The sequence below is a fragment of the Sulfitobacter sp. genome, assembly GCF_036961165.1.
Lineage (GTDB): Bacteria > Pseudomonadota > Alphaproteobacteria > Rhodobacterales > Rhodobacteraceae > Sulfitobacter.
The window spans coordinates 127,343-145,748 of sequence record NZ_JBALVJ010000005.1; the positions used below are offsets into that span (position 1 = coordinate 127,343).

Consider the following 18,406-nt stretch of genomic DNA (forward strand, 5'->3'; position numbering starts at 1 on the left):
CCACCGCCAATCGTTAAACCCTCCTGCCTCTCGGGCAGGGGAGTTTGATGTGGACAATTGAATTGACCACGCCTGCGGGTTCTGACATTTGTTGGCGCATTCAGGCACAGGCGTGTCGGCGGCGTAATCTGTGCCGACTGACCCAGCAGGGGATCTCCAAACCATGAAAGTCATCATTTGCGGCGCAGGTCAGGTCGGCTGGCAGATTGCCCGCCATTTGTCGGGTGAGCGGAACGATGTCACCGTGGTTGACAGCAATACCGATCTGGTGCGCCGCGCGACCGATACACTTGATGTGCAAGGCGTCGCCGGCTTTGCCAGCTATCCGGACGTGCTGGACCGTGCCGGTGCGCGCGATGCGGATATGATCATCGCCGCCACCCATTCGGACGAGGTCAATATGGTGACCTGTCAGGTCGCCCATTCGGTTTTCGGCATCAACCGCAAAATCGCGCGCCTGCGTTCGCAATCCTATCTTGATGCGATCTACTCGGATCTGTACCGCCGCGACCATCTGCCAATCGACGTGGTTATTAGCCCCGAACGCGAAGTCGCAGCCGCTGCCCTTCAGCGCCTTGCCGCACCAGCCGCTTTTGATACCGAAGTCTTTATGGATGGCCATGCGCAGCTTTTGGGTATCACGCTTGATGCAGATTGCCCCGTCCTGAACACGCCATTGCGCCAGTTGACCGATCTGTTCTCGACGTTGCGCGCGGTGGTGGTTGGCGTCCGCCGCGATGGCACGCTGTTTGCACCAGAGCCGAAGGACCAGCTTTTCGCCGGTGACGATGCCTATTTGTTTGTGCACCGTGATGACATCTCTCGGACCATGGAGATTTTTGGCAAGAAGTCTGCCTCCCAAGAGCGAGTGGTGCTGGTGGGTGGCGGTAACGTGGGCCTTTCCGTCGCGCTGACACTTGAGCGGCGTGCGAAGCGGGTGCGCGCCAAAGTAATTGAGAAGAACCGCGTTTGCGCCGAGCGCGCCGCCGAGGCGCTGGAGCGCACGATTGTCCTGAACGGTGACGGGCTGGATGCCGCCTTGCTGGCCGAAGCGGGCATCGGCCGCGCTGATGCCATGCTGGCTGTGACCGATGACGACAAGACCAACATGCTGGCTTGTGTGCGCGCCAAGGCCGAAGGCTGTCCGTATGTCATCGCGCTGATCAACGATCCGACGCTGGTACCACTGATGCAGCCTTTGGGCATTGACGCCTATATCAACCCGCGTGCCACCACGGTAAGTTCGATCCTGCGCCACATCCGCCACGGTCGCGTGCGCGCAGTTTACTCAATTGGCGATGCAGAGGCTGAGGTGATCGAGGCCGAAGTGCTTTCCACCTCGCCCATAGCAGGCAAGAAGATCCACGAGATCGACTTTCCCGAAGGCGCGCTTTTGGGGGCCGTGCGCAAGGGGGATAAGATTATCCGTCCTATGGGTGATACCCGCATTGAAGAGGGCGATGTGATCGCAGTTTTCGTTTTGGCGAAGGATGTCGCACAGCTTGAACAGCTGATGCAGGTCTCCATCGACTTTTTCTAGGCAAATGGCGTGAAACGCAAAAGCAGCATACGACACGATCTTACACAGCTGCCGCTGTTTTTGCTGATGTTCGGGGCTGGTGCTTTTTCAATGTTTGTACCGGCAGCCTATGCGCTCGTCGCGGACCGGCATGAAACCAGTCAGGCGTTCTTCTATGCCGGCCTCCTGGGCACAGTCACCTTCCTGTTGATCGGTGTAGCCCACGCTGGCCGCGCACCGCGCCACGGCGCGTTGGGGCCATTGCTTTCGCTGTTCTCGGCCTTTGTTTTTCTACCCGTCATTTTTGCCATTCCCTTTGTTGAAGCGCTGCCAACAACGCGGTTCTACAACGCCTATTTCGAGATGCTCAGCGCCTTTACCACTACAGGGGCTACGCTATTTGATGATCCCACACGCCTTGGCCCCGCTTTGCATTTGTGGCGCGCGCAGGTGGGCTGGATGGGCGGGCTGCTGATGTGGGTGGCTGCTGTGGCGATCCTTGCGCCGCTTAATCTTGGAGGGTTTGAGGTTACAGCTCAGGCCGAACCGGGCCGACGTGAAACCGGCCTGCATAGCACCACTGTCGTTAGCGCTCGCGCAAAGATCGGGCGTGCCTTGCAAACTCTCGCGCCCCTCTATGCTGGCTTGACCATGGTCCTTTGGGCGCTGCTGACGATCACGGGACAGAGCGGTTTGAATGCATTGTGTTATGCGATGTCTGTCATGGCGACTTCGGGCATCTCAGCGGCCGGTTCAGCCCCGGGTGGCGGGTTTATCGGAGAAGTCATCATGGCGATGTTCATGCTCTTTGCGCTGTCACGGCTAACGTTCACCTCGGACACCATGACGGCGACTCAGGGAGGGCTACGGACAGATCCCGAATTCCGCATCGGCCTAGGTATTGTGATATTGGTACCACTGGTCTTGTTTGGGCGCCATTTTGTCGGCGCCTTCGACCTCGACAGCACCAATACGTTTGGATCGGCGTTCAGCGCGCTGTGGGGATCTCTGTTTACCGTGCTCTCGTTCTTATCCACCACCGGTTTCGTTTCAGCCTTCTGGAGCGAGACACAAAGTTGGTCCGGCCTTGGCACACCGGGTCTGATCCTCATGGGGCTTGCGCTGGTCGGCGGCGGTGTTGCCACAACAGCGGGGGGGGTAAAACTGCTGCGGGTTTATGCGCTCTATCGTAACGCGGTCCGAGAGATGGAGCGGCTGGTTCATCCGCACTCTGTCTCGGGTGCTGGCGTGGTGGGACGCCGTTTGCAATCCGGCGGCGCCTTTATTGCATGGATTTTCTTCATGCTTTTTGCTTTGTCCTTTGCTGGCGTTACCATGGCCCTCACGCTTGAAGGAGTGACATTTGATGATGCTCTGGTGCTGTCCATTGCGATGTTGTCAACCACTGGCCCTCTCACCGAGGTGGGCGGCGAGGCACCAATTGTGCTGATGTCTTTGAGCGATACAGCAAAGGCGATATTGGCAGGTGCCATGGTTTTGGGACGGCTTGAGACTTTGGCGATCATCGCTTTGCTCACACCTGATCTGTGGCGTAGCTGACACGGGGTCACAAGGTGGTACGCGAATGCCTGATTTTGGGGGTGGAAACTTCTATAGAGGCACTTCATAGTCCCTTGGGACAGGCCGACTGCGGCAAAAGACAAGAAAAAATGAAAGATCAAACTATGGCGTCTGATAGACAGAACCTTCAGGATGCGTTCCTGAACCACGTACGCAAAACAAAAGTACCCGTGACAATTTTCCTTATCAACGGTGTGAAACTGCAAGGTGTGATCACTTGGTTTGATAACTTCTGTGTTCTGCTGCGTCGCGATGGCCAATCGCAATTGGTCTACAAGCACGCCATTTCTACCATCATGCCAAGCCAGCCTATCAGCTTGTATGAGGGCGAAGAGGCTTCTTGAGCAAAGAACAATTCCAGATTGACGAGACAGACGGCCCAGCGAAAACACGCGTATGGGTCCTGCATCCTGACATCAAAAATAATAATGACCGGCGTAACGCCGGTCCGGCATTACAAGAAGCCGTCGCTTTGGCAGAGGCTTTGCCGAACATCGAGGTTCTCGGCTTTGACGTTGTGCCGCTGCGCACTGTTAATGCCGGTCATCTGTTCGGCTCTGGTAAGATCAACGAACTGCGTGAGATTCTACACGATAAAGAGATTGAGCTGGTGCTGGTCGACGGTCCTGTAAGCCCTGTACAGCAACGCAATCTTGAAAAAGCATGGAACGTCAAACTGCTTGACCGGACCGGCCTTATTCTTGAAATCTTCAGTGACCGTGCCGCGACCCGTGAAGGTGTGCTTCAGGTCGAGATGGCCGCGCTTAATTACCAACGCACGCGTCTGGTGCGGGCTTGGACCCACCTTGAGCGTCAGCGCGGTGGCCTTGGCTTTGTGGGTGGTCCCGGTGAAACCCAGATCGAGGCTGACCGCCGCGCGATTGACGAACAGCTTGTCCGTCTGCGCCGCCAGCTTGAGAAGGTCGTTAAAACCCGCGCATTGCACCGTGCGGCCCGCGCGAAGGTTCCGTATCCAATTGTCGCGTTGGTGGGCTACACCAACGCGGGTAAATCGACGCTGTTCAACCGGCTGACCGGAGCGGATGTTTTGGTCAAAGACATGCTCTTTGCCACGCTCGACCCGACGATGCGCAGCCTTGAACTGCTCGACGGTCCCGAGATTATCCTCAGCGATACGGTTGGATTTATCTCCGATCTGCCAACAGAGCTGGTCGCGGCCTTCCGCGCCACCCTTGAAGAAGTGTTGGCGGCGGATATCATTCTGCACGTGCGCGATGTTTCCCACGCAGAGACTGAAGAGCAGGCGCACGATGTGCGCGACATTCTCAAATCCCTTGGCGTGCCGGAAGAAACGCGCACGTTCGAAGTTTGGAACAAGCTTGATCTGCTGTCAGACGATGCAGCCAACGCTATGCGAGAACGTGCGGCGCGGGACGAAAACGTGTTGGCAATTTCGGCCATAACGGGTGAGGGGCTTGATGCGCTTCAAACCACGGTGGCAGAGGCGCTTCAGGGGGCGCTGCGCACGGCAGAGCTTTCGCTCGGCTTTGCCGATGGGCGCAAGCGCGCGTGGCTCTTTTCACACGATGTGGTGATGTCAGAGACCCAGACCGAGGAAGGCTTTGACCTGACTGTGCGTTGGTCCGCTGATGTTGAGAGGGCCTACCAGCGGCTGTAAGTATTTCTTCGCAATCCGGCACCGGCGCTCCATATGAAGGCCTAAGTAATCCTGCGGAGAAATCAGATGTCTTATGCCATTGCCTATGTTGCAACCTTCCTTGTCTTTCTGGCCGTCGACTTTGTTGGCCTGAGCTACGTCATCAAGCCGTTGTTCATGCGTGCAATAGCGCCGCTGATGTTGGAGAATTTCCGCGTGATACCAGCGTTCCTGTTCTATGCGTTTTTGGTATTTGTTGTGATGTGGTTCGTCTCGTGGCCTGCGTTAACTGCCGATAAATCGCTGCTATGGGTGTTCGGTTCGGCAGCGCTGATCGGGGCGGCAGCATACGGCACGTATGAGTTCACCAACTACGCGATCCTCAAGGACTGGACGGCAACGCTCGTGATCACAGATCTGGCGTGGGGAACATTCCTGACAGGTTTTTCGGCCACGGCTGGCGTGGCGATTGCACGGCTTGTGGTGAGCTAAGCAGACTTAAGCACCCGTTGCAGAGGCAAAACGCCACGCACCCGGATGGAGTTGGTTGAGCTCCCAGTCTCCGACCTGCATGCGGATCAGGCGCAGGGTGGGCAGACCAACATGCGCTGTCATCCGCCGCACCTGACGGTTGCGCCCCTCCGAGATTGTGATCCGCAGCCATGCATCAGGTACGGATTTGCGGAACCTCACGGGCGGATCGCGCTCCCAAAGCGTATCAGGCGGATCAACCACATCGGCGCGTGCGGGACGCGTTACTCCGTCTTTCAGTGTCACACCGCGCCGAAGCGCATCTAGCGCTTTTTCGTCAGGCGTGCCTTCGACTTGTACCAGATAGGTTTTTTCCAGTTTATACTTCGGGTTCGAAATGCGGGCCTGCAACGGGCCGTGATCGGTGAGGACCATCAACCCCTCGCTGTCACGGTCCAGCCGTCCAGCAGGATAGAATCCAGGCTCATCAATAAAACCCGACAAGGTCGGACGCGGGGAGCCTTCGGTGCCTTTATCGGTGAACTGTGACAGCACGCCGTAGGGCTTATTAAACAGGATGACGCGACTGCTCATGGTGCTTGCGGGATCAACAGGGTCACGCCGACAGAAGCAGCACGCGCCAGCTCCTGATCCAGTGACATGGGTATATATTCACCGCGCCGCCACATCTGGGCCAGATCGTCATAGTGGCGTGAGAGGAAGTGGCCGGACTGTCCCGTGGAGGTCACAAAGACCGAACTGTCAGGATCGGCAAAGTCATAGACCCCGCGATACCCCGCGCCGTGCACGTTGAGGAATGGATTAGGGTCCGTCCCCTTGGTGCGCCCGCGCATCAGCGTGTGATCACCGCCTGACGTGCTTTGCCGGATGTTCACGAAATAACGCAGCAGCGGCACATCGCCCAGCACAGGATGGTCATGGGTGGCCTGATGGGCATCACCCCAGCGCAGCGATTCCAGTGCGGTGCCGTAATCCTGAGAAATTTGCAGAAGCGCGTCATCTAATGCGAGCCGTGCCATATCCGCACAGCTTTCTACCGGCGCGGACTGGAACACGTCACACCACGCGTTCGCACCTTCTACGTTACGGAAGACGCGTTCGATAAAAAGCGGCTCTACGTGGGTGAACTCGGCTATGAGCGGGCCAAGCTCGTCGCGGATAAGGCGGTCTTGAAGCGCGCGCAGCCATGTGGCGTAAATCAACGGCTCTGGCATATGTTCGTTCATCTCGCCCGACCAACCGGCAAGCAAGCCGAGCGCGCGCTGGCGCAGCGCTTCGGGTGTGCCTTCAGGGGCGGCTTCTCCGGTGAACCAAAGCTCGGCCCCGATAAGCGGCAACAACGACCGTGCTGTGAAGCTGACAGTGTCGAGCTGGGCTTCGATAAAGCTGTCGCGGGTATGGACCTGACGGCCTTGCATCAGGCGCTGCCAGCGTTGCACCCGCTGCGTATCGCCCCACTCAAAGGAAACATGATTGGGGAAGGGGCGATCGACCATCTTGTTGTTCGTGTTGCCCAATATCCCGCCGGCAGGGGCAACAAATCCAGGATTGGAGCTGAACGGCTGCGTCCCTTGCCAGCGGTTCGTAGCGATCCAGCCGGGGCTGGGCATACGGCCCTTGCTTTGGTGGTTCGGATCACGTTTGGGCGCTGCACCAATGGTCTTCATGGCGATGTTTTCGTGATCCACCAACGTCAGGTTCTGGGAGGGCGCGATAAAGCGTTCGGCAGTCGCAATCCCGTCCGCGATAGTCTTGGCGCGCATCAGCTCAATCGCCGCTTGCATAGTGGTGTCATTCGGGCTGAGCACCGTCCAATTGACCGAGGCGACGTGACCAGGCGGGGTGATCGAGGCAAGGTTGTAATGGGTACCGGGAAGGACGGGTCCGTTGTCAGTCCAGCGCAAAGTCAGGGTGACTGGATCAAGGTCTTTGACCGTGATGATCGAGGCACGTTTGACAAACCTCTTAAAGCCGTCCGGCGTGCGATATTCCTCGCGGTTTGCCGGGTTCAGCTCTTCGATATAGACGTCTTGATCGTCTAGATACGACGATGTTAGCCCCCAGCCCAGATCGGCAGAGCGGCCACTTAGCACGACTGGGATGCCGGGGATGGTCGCCCCGATCACACCACCTGATTGCAACTCAAGCCGTGCCAGATACCAGATCGCCGGCGCGGTAAATCCAAGGTGTGGATCATTCGCCAACAAGGTGCCGCCAGAGGCAGAGCGGGACGGTGCCGCTGCCCATGCGTTTGATGCGCCTGCAAAGACAGTTCGTTTGAAGGGCGACAGTGGATGCGCGCTGTAGGGTTCCGTCTGCGCAAATCGCGGCACACCGGGAAAGAGACTGGCATATTGGGGCAGGGCGGCCACACCGGTACCGGGCGCGTCGGGCAGTATGTCGCGCAGTCTCGATGTATCAGGCAGCGCCAGCGAGACGCGTGCGCGGATCACTTCTGCGTCCAGATGACCCGACAGCTGCAAGCCCATCAGTTTGACGATTGCGATGCTATCCGCCGGCCGCCAAGGCGCCATCGGGGCATTGAACAGGAACATTTCCGGCGCGCCACGGCCTAACGCATCGGAGTTAATCTGGTCAAGACGCGCGTTCACGCCGGCTGCATAAGCGCGCAAAGCGTTTTGGGTACTGTCGTCCAGCGCCTCCATCGAGGCGAGAGATAACGCATAGATATCAAGGCGGCGCAGCAGCTTGTCCACGTCCAGCGTTGCGGCACCAAAGACCTCTGACAGACGGCCTTGGGCAGTGCGGCGCATGGTGGTCATCTGCCACAAACGGTCCTGCGCGTGGGCAAATCCGAGGCCAAAGAACACATCTTCGTCTTTGGGCGCAAAAATATGCGGTACATTGGCGTTGTCGCGCACGATTTCGACGGGGCGCTCAAGGTTTGGGACCTCAATTTCTGCGTTATAATCAGGCAATGATCGTGACGCGAGCCAGTAGACACCGGTCACAACCAGCACGCTTAACACCAGCAACGCCGCTGCAAGCCGAATAAGCCAGCGAAAAACCAAAGCCATAATACCCTCCGAAACCGACCCTTACCGTGTTTGACCCTGCGGGCCACGGTGATAGGTATGTGCGCAGCAATAGCGCAACATCATAGTAAGGAAAAGCACATGGCGAAGCTGGCGTTTTTAGGACTGGGCGTGATGGGGGCTCCTATGGCGGGGCACCTTCAAAAAGCAGGTCATAAGGTGACGGTTTACAACCGCACGACGGCCAAAGCGGAAAGCTGGGCGAAGACCTATGGTGGGGCTTTTGCTGCTACTCCGCGCGAGGCTGTCGAAGGGGCAGAGTTCGTGATGTCCTGCGTGGGCAACGACGATGATCTGCGGTCGGTCTGTTTGGGCGAGGATGGTGCGTTTGCAGGAATGCAGACCGGCACGGTCTTTGTCGATCACACCACAGTGTCCGCCGCCGTCACCCGAGAGCTTCATGCCGCAGCGGACGCTGCACAGATCAGCTTTGTCGACGCGCCGATTTCTGGCGGTCAAGCCGGTGCCGAGAACGCGCAGCTGTCGATCATGTGCGGCGGAGATCAAGGCGCATTTGATCGCGCCCTGCCTGTGATGGAGATCTATTCCAAGATTTGCCGCTGCATCGGGGACAGCGGTGCGGGCCAGATGACCAAGATGTGCAACCAGATCGCCATCGCAGGCGTGGTGCAGGGCCTCTCCGAAGCGCTGCATTTCGCCGAGAAAGCCGGCCTTGACGGTCGCGCGGTGGTCGAGGTGATCAGTCAGGGTGCTGCGGGCAGCTGGCAGATGGCCAACCGCTACGAAACAATGCTCGACGATCACTTTGATCACGGGTTTGCCGTGGACTGGATGCGCAAGGATCTGGGGATTTGTCTCGATACAGCGGATGAGACTGGCGCAAGCCTACCGATTACGGCGCTGGTTGACCAGTTCTATAAGGATGTGCAGAAACTGGGTGGCGGCCGCTGGGATACTTCAAGCCTTATCCAGCGCTTGCGCAAGATGGGCTGAGACAGAATATATCTGTCAAACATGATAGGATGCAGCACCACCCTCGGGCGGTGCTGCATGAAACTTAAGGAATGATCCGCGTATATTTGCTGCCCTCAAGAGTGGCACCGATCCGCAGACCTGCGCGCCCGAAAACAACAGCCAGAACCGGGGACAGCACTGTGTTTGTGTCCGCGCTTACGCTGTCACCGCGGTCAGAGATCACATATTCAACGTTGGCCCCCGCAGCCCAACCGGGCGAGCGGCGGAAACTGCTCAGTGCATCATCTGTCATGAAGAACAACACATGCGCATATTGCTGCGCACCGATCTGCAAGCCACCCGTTGCTTTAGTCACCGAGTAGTAGTCCACAGATACGTTGTTTACCCGCAGCGCGCCGCGCCCGTAAGCGCCGCCCAGACCAAGGCCAGCCTCGGTCACCAGCGGCATCACGAGCATGCCGTTGGATTTATCTGCAAGGGTTCGGGTGTTGGGGAACGTCCGGTACATCTCTTCGAGCGTCCTGCTGACGCGCGCATCAATTGTGCCAGCGCCGCCGGAGCCGATACCGTTCCCGCAAGCGGCCAAAGTGCTGGTGCCAGCAACCGCGCCCAACGCAAATGCGCGGCGCGTAAGAATAGAATGGGTCATATGATTTGCCTGTCTCGTTACACTGCTCGATTTGCCAGTTTTTTCCAGCTTAACCGGAACTATAAGCGGGTTTTCGCAGGATGTCATCGCCTTTGGGTGAAATTGGCGAAAAGATGCTGTGCGACGGATGATTGGCTTTACGTTGGCTCCAACCCGAATTGGGACAAAAAGGACAATATCCCGCTGCCGATCGCCCGTGCAGCAATACCATTTTCGCCAGCCACAACCTTCACCTGTGCCAGCCCTCGTTTGTCGTAAAGGGTGGCAATCGCCGTTTCGACAGCGTTGATTAGTTCAAGCGTCAGGGCAGGGGATAGGCTGCTATCGATTACGATGGCATCCGGATCAATGAAGGCCTGTGCACAAACTGCTGCGAAGGCGATCTGCGGCGCGGCCTCCTCAAGCCATTTGTTGAATATCTCTTTGGACTTCGGTTCTAGCATGGCGGGTTTGTAGAAGCTGTCCATTGTAACGCCAACGGCCAACGCCTGCTGTTCGAGATGGCGCAGCGACGTCCTTTCCAACAGTTGTGGAGCAATCCCATGGGTCACGGCCCCCTTTGGGGTCGAGGCGAAGGAGCCGGCCAGATTGTGCCGACCGTTGTAAAGCCTGCCACCCAGCGCGATGCCACCACCAATAAAGGTGCCTATATAGAAATAAGCAAAGGTGTCGTGGCGCGCGCTGTTGCCCACAGCGATCTCTGCCAGACAAGCGGCTGAGGCATCGTTGAGTGTGCGGACGGGCAGGTTGAACTGAGCGCTCAGTGCGCCTGACAGATCCGCTTGCGCCCAGCCGGCCATGGCCCCTTTAGGCGCGCCAACGGTCTCTTCCCACGCGCTCAGGTCATCCGGTCGTGCAATGCCGATCCCGACCACACGGGCCTTTCGATAAGAGCTTAGGTCGTCCAACTGTTCTGCAATCGCAACCATCAAATCTTGGCGAATGGTTTCGAGTTGGGGAAACTCATAGCGGCGTACCGTCCGCCTGATGATGGTATAATCGAAGGCCATGCTGACCACTTCAAGCGAGCGGCGCCCGACCTTCACACCGATAGACAGCGCCCCGTCCGGATCAAGCGAATAAGGGGTTGATGGCTGTCCAACCTTCCCCTTCACTGAAGTTCCGGCCCTAAGCAGCCCCTCGGCGACCAACCGGTTCACGATCACGGTCGCTGACTGTGCGCTAAGACCGGAAGCCCGCGTCAGTTCCGCTTTACTCATCTGGCCTGCTTTACGGATCAATTCGATGAACAAACGTTCGTTATATGATCTGGTTGGTGCGCGTTGGTAAGTGATTGCGTCTTTAGGCATTTCTAATTTGCTTCTTTGATCTCTTGCTTCGCGGGCAAAGTATGCAGAGTTGGTCTGGCCAAATGATCTGGCGGTGTCCCTCATGCGAATAGTGCGGCGCAAAGATTATCGCCTCGAACGACAGTCCTGCAGAGAAATACTTTTGAGCTTCTTAAGCAGACTTGCAATACGAAGTGGCCCAGATGATTACATAAACTTGATTGATTTATACATTGACAGTTAGGTTACTCTGCCATTTTAACTTACCTACATTGCCACGTCTCCAAAGCTGGTGTGGCAATGTTCGGGAAAATACAGCGGTTAAATTGATCCATAATGTGGTGAACGCGGCTTAGGGCCAGACACCTCATAGTGGCGCAATTGATCCGGCATTGTTTGCGATAAGCGAGGGCCTTTGATGTCTCTTCAAGACCAGAAAATCATTGCTGTCGGTGGGGAGAACCTGATCGACAGCGTTCGGACTGTTTCAGCCAGCGGGCAGGAACGTTTTGCACACAAGCTTGGCGGGTCACCCTATAATGTGGCAGTTGCAATGGCGCGGCAGGGTGCGCGGACATATTACCTGACGCCCATCTCGCGTGACGAATATGGGGAGCAACTTACGCAGAACCTGAACGCCGAGGGTGTTACCCTTGCGGGTGGGCGGCGTGATGAGGCTACGACACAGGCTGTGGTGACTTTGGAAAAAGGTGTGCCTACCTATGTTTTCCACCGCGACAACACCGCCGAACGGGCGGTGACATCTGCAACGATTATGGCAGCCTTGCCTGATAGCGCGGCACACATACACGTGGGATCACTGGCTTTCGCAAGTGGGCCCGACGCGGTTGCGTGGGAAGAGGCGTTTCACAGTGCGGCACGGAACGGGCTCACCACTTCGTTGGACCCGAACGTGCGCGCATCCCTGATTGATGATGCCGAGGCCTACCGTGCGCGCCTGGTGCGACTGTTGGGGTCCGCAACACTCGTCAAGCTCAGCGATGATGATCTGGACTGGATCTATCCAGACATGTCACAGTCCGATGCAATCGCGCTGCTGATGTCTCAAACAACAGCCGGCCTTGTCGCGCTCACCAAAGGGCCGGACGGCGCAGAATGCTGGACCGCAACGCGTCACTGCACCGTCGTAAATCCCCCTGTGCCTAATCTGGTGGATACCATCGGCGCAGGCGATACTTTTATGGCCACTTTGGTTGCAGACCTAAGCGCAAACGATCGCCTCAGCGTTGAAGCATTAGACGGTGCTTCTGACGAGGTCCTGCACAATCTGCTTACCCGCGCCGTTCAAGCGGCCTGTCTTAACTGCGCCCAAGAAGGTTGCAATCCGCCAAGTTTGGGCACTCTTGATTCCGCGCTGATTAAGGGCGCTGCATGAAGCTGTATCTCGATACTGCGGACGGCGACGCTTGGGATGATCTGATGCCGACGGGCTTGTTTCACGGCATCACGACCAATCCACTGCTGGCAGAGCGCGCAGGCCTTGAGTATGCGCGCATCGATTGGTCCAAGATGGCGGGCAAAGCGCATGAACTTGGCGCCAAGGAGCTTCATGCGCAGGTCTACGGACCGGCAGAGGAGTATGTAGATTGGGCGGAAAAACTGTATGCGGTGGGTGAAGCTGCTGGGATTGAGATCGTGGTGAAAATCCCGCTGGTCGAGGAAACCATTCGTGTCACGCCGGCGATCAAGGCCTTGGGCGGCCGCATCCTGATGACGGCCTGCTATGACGCGAAACAGATGTTCGTCGCAAAAGCGCTGCGCACCGATTTTCTATCGCCGTATTTTGGCCGAATGAAAGAGGCGGGGATCGACGCCGAGACGCATTTGGCCGCTATGGAGAAGATGAACAGACCTGACGTGCGCCGTTGCGAAGTTCTGGTAGCATCGTTGCGATCAGCGGCGCAGATGGTGACGCTGGCCAACTTGGGCCATGATCACTTCACCATCTCGCCGGATGTGGCGCGGGAGTTGCTCACATCCCCTCACAGCATCAAGGCATTCACCGAATTTGAAGAAGCAATAAGCTCCAGCTGATTATCCGCGCAGCAGCTTTGCAGCAGCTGGCGCGAAGTAAGTCAGGATGCCGTCACAGCCGGCGCGTTTAAAGGCCATTAGGCTTTCCATCATCACGCGCTCTTCGTCGATCATACCGGCTGCTGCGGCTGCTTTGATCATGCTATATTCACCCGATACCTGATAGGCGAAGGTCGGCGCCCCATAGGCGTCTTTCACACGGCGACAGATATCCAGATAGGGTAGGCCGGGTTTGACCATCACCATATCCGCGCCCTCTGCCAGATCGCGGGCCACAAGGCGCAGTGCCTCATCGCTGTTGGCCGGGTCCATCTGGTAGGTTTTCTTATCGCCTGTCAGCGCGCCAGAGGCACCGACCGCATCGCGGAACGGACCATAAAAGGCGCTCGCGTATTTGGCGGCGTAGCTGAGGATCATCACATTCTGATGGCCTTCCGCTTCCAGCCCCGTACGGATCGCGCCGATGCGTCCGTCCATCATATCTGACGGGCCAATGATGTCCGCGCCGGCGCGCGCCTGCTCTACCGACATTTTCACCAGCGCCTGCACGGTGGTGTCATTGATGATCTCGCCGTCCACCACAAAGCCGTCGTGTCCGTTGATATTATAGGTATCCAAGGCCACGTCGGTCATGATGACCAGATCAGGCAGAACCGCCTTGATCGCACGGATCGCGCGGTTCACATGGTTGTCACGATCCCACGCACCAGCGCAATCCTCAGTGCGTTCTTCAAGACCCGTGTAGGGGAAGAGGCACAGCGCGCCGATTCCCAAATCCCACGCCTCTTGTGCGACCTCCACTATCTTATCGACCGAGCGGCGCGAGACGCCGGGCATGGAGGGGATATCCTCAACTATGCCTTCGCCCGAGCGCACAAATACAGGCCAAATGAAGTCTGCCGCCGAGAGGTAATTCTCGCGGACCAGACCGCGAATACCTTCGTTCTGACGGACGCGACGCAGGCGTGTGGCGGGATAGGGGGCTTGGATCGGCTGCATGGCGGGTTTCCTTTAAGATTGTCGGACGAAGCTGTCATGTATTTTTGCCATGCTCAAGAGGTCTCAAGGGGTAGGAATCCGCAACAAGCCCCGCTATGACAAGTAACAAGTGAATAACGAGCATTGCTTTGGACTGGTACCAGACCCTTTTTGAATTAATCGACATGCGCTCTTTCTCGAACCTCTGGTTCTGGATTGTGCTCGCTGTTATATGGTCGACGACCAGCCATTACGGGCTCGGCGTGCCATTTGACATGGTACTGCGCGCCAAGCGTCATGGTGGCCAGACCGAGATTGATCTGGAAGACCTCGTGCGGATCAACACCAACCGCCTTTTGTTCATCGCGCAGATGTCCGGCTTGTGGATTGCGGGCTTCGCCTGCTTTTTCCTGACGATGCTGGCGATGCTTGGCTTTGTTTATGGCAACGAATTTTCGCAGGCCGTGATCTTACTCGCTGTTCCGCTGTCTTTGGTGGGCTTGCTAAGCATTTCAACAGCGCACCTGATTCAGGAAGAAGACGCACGCGGAGAGAAGTTGCGCCGTCGCCTGATGCGTCACCGGCTGTACACCCAGATCATCGGGATGATCGCGATTTTCGTGACTGCCCTTTGGGGGATGTACCAGAACCTAAATGTCGGTCCCTTTGGCGGTTGACACAAGCGCGCCAAGCGCCACATCACGCTTCACATGAAATCACCTACACATATCACGCTGTCCGGCGCCCCCGAAGGGTTTGACGCAAAACTGCTGTTGACTGAGCTTGCTAAATCAGCTGGTCCCGTTTTGCATATTGCCCGCGATGACAAGCGGATGGTGGCCATGCAAGAAGCGCTGCGCTTTTTCGGGCCGCAGATGCCTGTGGTAGTTTTCCCGGGGTGGGATTGTCTGCCTTATGACCGTGTGTCGCCCAATGCCGATATCTCGGCCCAGCGTATGGCCACGCTGGCAGGGCTGGTGCATGGCATGCCAAGCCAGTTCATTCTGCTCACCACATTGGGTGCGGCGACTCAGCGGGTGCCCGCCCGCGACGTTCTGCGCGATGCCGCATGGAGCGCTCAGGTGGGCGCACGTGTAGACGAAAAAGGTCTGCGCGAGTTTCTGGTCCGCATGGGTTTTGTGCAAAGTCCTACAGTGATGGACCCGGGTGATTATGCTGTTCGCGGCGGTATTATTGATATCTATCCACCTGGTGATCTGGGGCCTGTGCGGCTGGACCTGTTCGGCGATGTTCTGGACGGCGCACGCCGCTTTGACCCAGCAACCCAGCGCACCACAGAAAAGCTTGATATTGTTGAGCTTGCGCCGGTTTCCGAGGTCATTCTGGATGACGCCGCGATCACCCGCTTTCGCCAGAATTACCGCATCGAATTTGGCGCTGCAGGCACCGATGATCCGCTCTATGAGGCGATCAGCGCAGGGCGCAAACATCAAGGTGCGGAGCATTGGCTGGCGTTTTACTACGACAAGCTTGAGACGCTGTTTGACTATCTGCCTGAAGCCACAATCACACTGGATGACCAGCTGACGGCGATGCGGCTGGCGCGGTGGGACAGCGTGGCGGATCAATATGAGACGCGCAAGATTGCCATGGGGATCCGCTCCAAGATGGACAGCGTGTACAAGCCTGCCCCTGCCACGGGTCTTTATCTGGATGACGCAGCATGGGAGGCGGCAGTCGGAGACCGCCGTGTGCTGCAACTGGCACCATTGCCGCAGCCAACGGGCCTTGGCGTGGTGGATGCTGGCGGGCGGATAGGGCGTAATTTCGCACCGGAGAGACAGCAAGAATCTATAAGCCTTTTCGGGGCTTTAGTAACACACATTAAAGCAAAGCTCGAAACTGGGCCTGTGCTGATTGCAAGCTATTCCGAAGGCGCGCGCGAGCGCCTGACCGGATTGATCGAGGAAGAAGGGCTGGCCGAGGCAATACCTATCGCAAATGCCACCCGCAACGGCAAACGCGGTCTGCATATGGCCGTCTGGGCGCTTGAGCACGGTTTTGAGACGGAGGACCTCACCGTTATCTCCGAGCAGGACGTGCTGGGCGACCGCCTGATCCGACGCCCCAAGCGTAAACGCCGCGCCGAGAACTTCCTATCCGAAGTTCAAAGCCTGACGCCGAATGATCTGGTCGTTCACGTAGACCATGGCATTGGTCGCTATCTGGGCATGGAGGTCATCACCGCAATCGGTGCGGCCCACGAATGTCTGGTGCTGGAATACGCTGAACAATCAAAGCTTTACCTACCGGTTGAGAATATCGAGTTGCTCAGCAAATATGGCCATGAAGAAGGGCTGCTGGATAAACTTGGTGGTGGGGCATGGCAGTCCAAGAAGGCCAAGCTCAAAGAGCGTATACGCCTTATGGCGGACAAGCTTATCCGCATCGCAGCCGAACGCGCGTTGCGCCGCGCGCCAGTGTTGGAGCCGCCGCCGGGCATGTGGGACGCATTTTCGGCGCGTTTTCCGTATCAGGAAACCGATGACCAGCTTTCAGCCATCGGGGATGTCATTGACGATCTGACATCAGGTAGACCGATGGACCGCTTGGTCGTGGGCGACGTTGGCTTTGGCAAGACCGAAGTCGCCATGCGCGCGGCCTTTGTGGCAGCCATGTCGGGCGTGCAGGTGGCTGTGATTGCGCCAACGACGCTGCTGGCACGGCAGCACTATAAATCCTTTGCAGAACGCTTCCGTGGCTTCCCGATTGAAGTGCGACAGCTCAGCCGTTTTGTAAGCGTCAAGGATGCGAACCTTACCCGCGACGGGATCACCAAAGGTACCGTCGATATTGTGATCGGTACCCATGCGCTGCTGGCCAAGACCATCAAGTTCAGAGACCTCGGCCTGCTGGTGATCGACGAAGAACAGCATTTCGGCGTGAGCCACAAAGAACGGCTGAAGGCGATGCGCACCGATGTGCATGTGCTCACCCTCACGGCTACCCCGATTCCGCGCACCTTGCAGCTAAGCCTGACGGGCGTGCGCGATCTAAGCATCATCGGGACGCCGCCGGTGGACCGTCTGAGTATCCGTACCTATGTATCTGAATTCGACACCATCACGCTGCGCGAGGCGCTACTGCGTGAGCATTATCGCGGCGGGCAATCCTTCTATGTGGTGCCGCGCATCAGTGACCTGCCAGAGATCGAAGCCTTCCTGAAAGAGCAGCTACCGGAGCTGACCTATGTCGTGGCGCACGGCCAGATGGCAGCGGGGGAACTGGATGGCCGCATGAATGCCTTCTACGATGGCAGCTATGACATCCTGCTGGCCACCACGATTGTGGAAAGTGGTCTGGATATTCCTACGGCCAACACGATGATTATCCACCGCGCGGATATGTTTGGACTGGCGCAGCTTTACCAAATTAGGGGACGTGTGGGCCGTTCTAAAACGCGAGCTTATGCCTACCTGACGACGAAGCCACGTTCAAAGCTGACGCCGCTGGCGGAAAAACGTCTGCGCGTTTTGGGCAGCCTCGATACGTTGGGGGCAGGGTTCACGCTCGCCTCGCAAGACCTTGATCTTCGCGGGGCAGGGAACCTGTTGGGCGAAGAACAGTCTGGCCAAATGCGCGATGTGGGCTTCGAGCTATATCAATCCATGCTGGAAGACGCGATTGCCAAGATCCGCTCAGGCGAGCTGGAGGGCGTGGTCGATGATGACGGCCAGTGGGCACCGCAAATCAACCTTGGTGTGCCTGTCCTGATCCCTGAGGCGTTTGTGCCCGATCTTGACGTGCGTCTTGGCCTCTACCGCCGCCTGTCAGAGCTGACCACCAAGGTGGAGCTGGAAGGATTCGCAGCGGAGCTGATTGACCGGTTTGGCACGCTGCCGCGTGAGGTGAACACGCTGATGCTTGTTGTTCGGATCAAGGCGATGTGCAAACGCGCAGGCATTGCCAAGCTTGACGGCGGGCCAAAGGGTGCCACCATCCAGTTCCACAATGACAAATTCGCCTCACCCGAAGGGCTGGTACAGTTTCTTCAGGACCAACGCGGTTTGGCCAAGGTCAAAGAAAACAAGATCGTCGTGCGGCGTGATTGGAAGACTGACGCGGACAAGATCAAAGGGGCATTCGCCATCGCTCGCGATCTGGCCGAACATGTAGTTGCCAAAGAGAAAGCCGCGAAGAAGGCGAAAGCCTCTTAAGGGCACCTCTAAAAATTGCCCTGACCTTGGCGCTGCTGTATGATTGAGACGATAG

General features: G+C 57.5%; 15 protein-coding genes. 10 read left to right on the forward strand and 5 right to left on the reverse strand.

Annotation, left to right across the window (positions count from 1 at the left end):
• The first annotated feature begins 163 nt into the window (after window positions 1-163).
• The 5 genes from trkA (at window position 164) to V7730_RS04705 (ending at window position 5,210) form a co-directional block, all read left to right on the forward strand.
• Window positions 164-1,540: a Trk system potassium transporter TrkA gene (gene trkA / locus V7730_RS04685; RefSeq protein WP_335746428.1), complete on the forward strand. Its 1,377-nt coding sequence runs from the start codon at window positions 164-166 to the stop codon at window positions 1,538-1,540.
• Window positions 1,541-1,549: 9 nt separating this feature from the next.
• On the forward strand, window positions 1,550-3,079 hold the full coding sequence (locus V7730_RS04690; RefSeq protein ID WP_443070186.1) for a TrkH family potassium uptake protein: 1,530 nt from the start codon (window positions 1,550-1,552) through the stop codon (window positions 3,077-3,079).
• A gap of 125 nt (window positions 3,080-3,204) precedes the next feature.
• Entirely contained in the window at window positions 3,205-3,444 is a 240-nt protein-coding gene (gene hfq, locus V7730_RS04695; RefSeq protein ID WP_114886916.1) for an RNA chaperone Hfq, read from the forward strand.
• Window positions 3,441-4,739 (forward strand): GTPase HflX, encoded by a 1,299-nt coding sequence (hflX, locus tag V7730_RS04700; protein WP_335746429.1) that lies wholly within the window; start codon window positions 3,441-3,443, stop codon window positions 4,737-4,739. Before hfq ends, hflX begins: the two co-directional genes overlap by 4 nt.
• Before the next feature lie 66 nt (window positions 4,740-4,805).
• Window positions 4,806-5,210: a DUF2177 family protein gene (locus V7730_RS04705; RefSeq protein ID WP_335746430.1), complete on the forward strand. Its 405-nt coding sequence runs from the start codon at window positions 4,806-4,808 to the stop codon at window positions 5,208-5,210.
• 6 nt (window positions 5,211-5,216) lie between these two features.
• On the opposite strand, the gene V7730_RS04710 is transcribed toward V7730_RS04705, so the two are convergent.
• Together V7730_RS04710 and V7730_RS04715 are read right to left on the reverse strand one after the other, a co-directional pair.
• Window positions 5,217-5,783: an rRNA large subunit pseudouridine synthase E gene (locus V7730_RS04710; RefSeq protein ID WP_335746431.1), complete on the reverse strand. Its 567-nt coding sequence runs from the start codon at window positions 5,781-5,783 to the stop codon at window positions 5,217-5,219.
• Window positions 5,780-8,248 (reverse strand): penicillin acylase family protein, encoded by a 2,469-nt coding sequence (locus V7730_RS04715; protein WP_335746432.1) that lies wholly within the window; start codon window positions 8,246-8,248, stop codon window positions 5,780-5,782. Before V7730_RS04715 ends, V7730_RS04710 begins: the two co-directional genes overlap by 4 nt.
• Before the next feature lie 57 nt (window positions 8,249-8,305).
• Between V7730_RS04715 and V7730_RS04720 the strand changes: the two genes are divergently transcribed.
• A complete protein-coding gene (locus V7730_RS04720) occupies window positions 8,306-9,220 on the forward strand; it encodes an NAD(P)-dependent oxidoreductase (RefSeq protein WP_335746433.1) in 915 nt (304 codons plus the stop codon).
• Between the two features lie 64 nt (window positions 9,221-9,284).
• Here the strand turns inward: V7730_RS04720 and V7730_RS04725 are convergent, their stop codons facing one another.
• Together V7730_RS04725 and V7730_RS04730 are read right to left on the reverse strand one after the other, a co-directional pair.
• The gene (locus tag V7730_RS04725) at window positions 9,285-9,851 is read right to left on the reverse strand and encodes a YSC84-related protein (protein ID WP_335746434.1); all 567 of its coding nucleotides are present in this window, start codon (window positions 9,849-9,851) and stop codon (window positions 9,285-9,287) included.
• A gap of 137 nt (window positions 9,852-9,988) precedes the next feature.
• The gene (locus tag V7730_RS04730) at window positions 9,989-11,161 is read right to left on the reverse strand and encodes an ROK family transcriptional regulator (RefSeq protein ID WP_335746435.1); all 1,173 of its coding nucleotides are present in this window, start codon (window positions 11,159-11,161) and stop codon (window positions 9,989-9,991) included.
• A 397-nt stretch (window positions 11,162-11,558) separates the two neighbouring features.
• On the opposite strand from V7730_RS04730, the gene V7730_RS04735 reads away from it, so the two are divergent.
• Both V7730_RS04735 and V7730_RS04740 read left to right on the forward strand, forming a co-directional pair.
• Window positions 11,559-12,536, forward strand: coding sequence for a carbohydrate kinase family protein (locus V7730_RS04735; protein WP_335746436.1), 978 nt, complete (start codon window positions 11,559-11,561; stop codon window positions 12,534-12,536).
• On the forward strand, window positions 12,533-13,195 hold the full coding sequence (locus V7730_RS04740) for a transaldolase family protein (RefSeq protein ID WP_335746437.1): 663 nt from the start codon (window positions 12,533-12,535) through the stop codon (window positions 13,193-13,195). Before V7730_RS04735 ends, V7730_RS04740 begins: the two co-directional genes overlap by 4 nt.
• On the opposite strand, the gene hemB is transcribed toward V7730_RS04740, so the two are convergent.
• Entirely contained in the window at window positions 13,196-14,194 is a 999-nt protein-coding gene (gene hemB, locus V7730_RS04745) for a porphobilinogen synthase (protein WP_335746438.1), read from the reverse strand.
• Between the two features lie 128 nt (window positions 14,195-14,322).
• On the opposite strand from hemB, the gene V7730_RS04750 reads away from it, so the two are divergent.
• Together V7730_RS04750 and mfd are read left to right on the forward strand one after the other, a co-directional pair.
• Window positions 14,323-14,850, forward strand: coding sequence for a component of SufBCD complex (locus tag V7730_RS04750; protein WP_335746439.1), 528 nt, complete (start codon window positions 14,323-14,325; stop codon window positions 14,848-14,850).
• Window positions 14,851-14,883: 33 nt separating this feature from the next.
• Window positions 14,884-18,351: a transcription-repair coupling factor gene (mfd, locus tag V7730_RS04755; RefSeq protein ID WP_335746440.1), complete on the forward strand. Its 3,468-nt coding sequence runs from the start codon at window positions 14,884-14,886 to the stop codon at window positions 18,349-18,351.
• Window positions 18,352-18,406 lie beyond the last annotated feature (55 nt).

Coding starts and splice junctions, on each gene's coding strand:
- trkA (WP_335746428.1), top strand. CDS start 164: ATGAAAGTCATCATTTGCGGCGCAGGTCAGGTCGGCTGGCAGATTGCC.
- hfq (WP_114886916.1), top strand. CDS start 3,205: ATGGCGTCTGATAGACAGAACCTTCAGGATGCGTTCCTGAACCACGTA.
- V7730_RS04705 (WP_335746430.1), top strand. CDS start 4,806: ATGTCTTATGCCATTGCCTATGTTGCAACCTTCCTTGTCTTTCTGGCC.
- V7730_RS04710 (WP_335746431.1), bottom strand. CDS start 5,783: ATGAGCAGTCGCGTCATCCTGTTTAATAAGCCCTACGGCGTGCTGTCA.
- V7730_RS04715 (WP_335746432.1), bottom strand. CDS start 8,248: ATGGCTTTGGTTTTTCGCTGGCTTATTCGGCTTGCAGCGGCGTTGCTG.
- V7730_RS04720 (WP_335746433.1), top strand. CDS start 8,306: ATGTGCGCAGCAATAGCGCAACATCATAGTAAGGAAAAGCACATGGCG.
- V7730_RS04725 (WP_335746434.1), bottom strand. CDS start 9,851: ATGACCCATTCTATTCTTACGCGCCGCGCATTTGCGTTGGGCGCGGTT.
- V7730_RS04730 (WP_335746435.1), bottom strand. CDS start 11,161: ATGCCTAAAGACGCAATCACTTACCAACGCGCACCAACCAGATCATAT.
- V7730_RS04735 (WP_335746436.1), top strand. CDS start 11,559: ATGTCTCTTCAAGACCAGAAAATCATTGCTGTCGGTGGGGAGAACCTG.
- V7730_RS04740 (WP_335746437.1), top strand. CDS start 12,533: ATGAAGCTGTATCTCGATACTGCGGACGGCGACGCTTGGGATGATCTG.
- hemB (WP_335746438.1), bottom strand. CDS start 14,194: ATGCAGCCGATCCAAGCCCCCTATCCCGCCACACGCCTGCGTCGCGTC.
- mfd (WP_335746440.1), top strand. CDS start 14,884: ATGAAATCACCTACACATATCACGCTGTCCGGCGCCCCCGAAGGGTTT.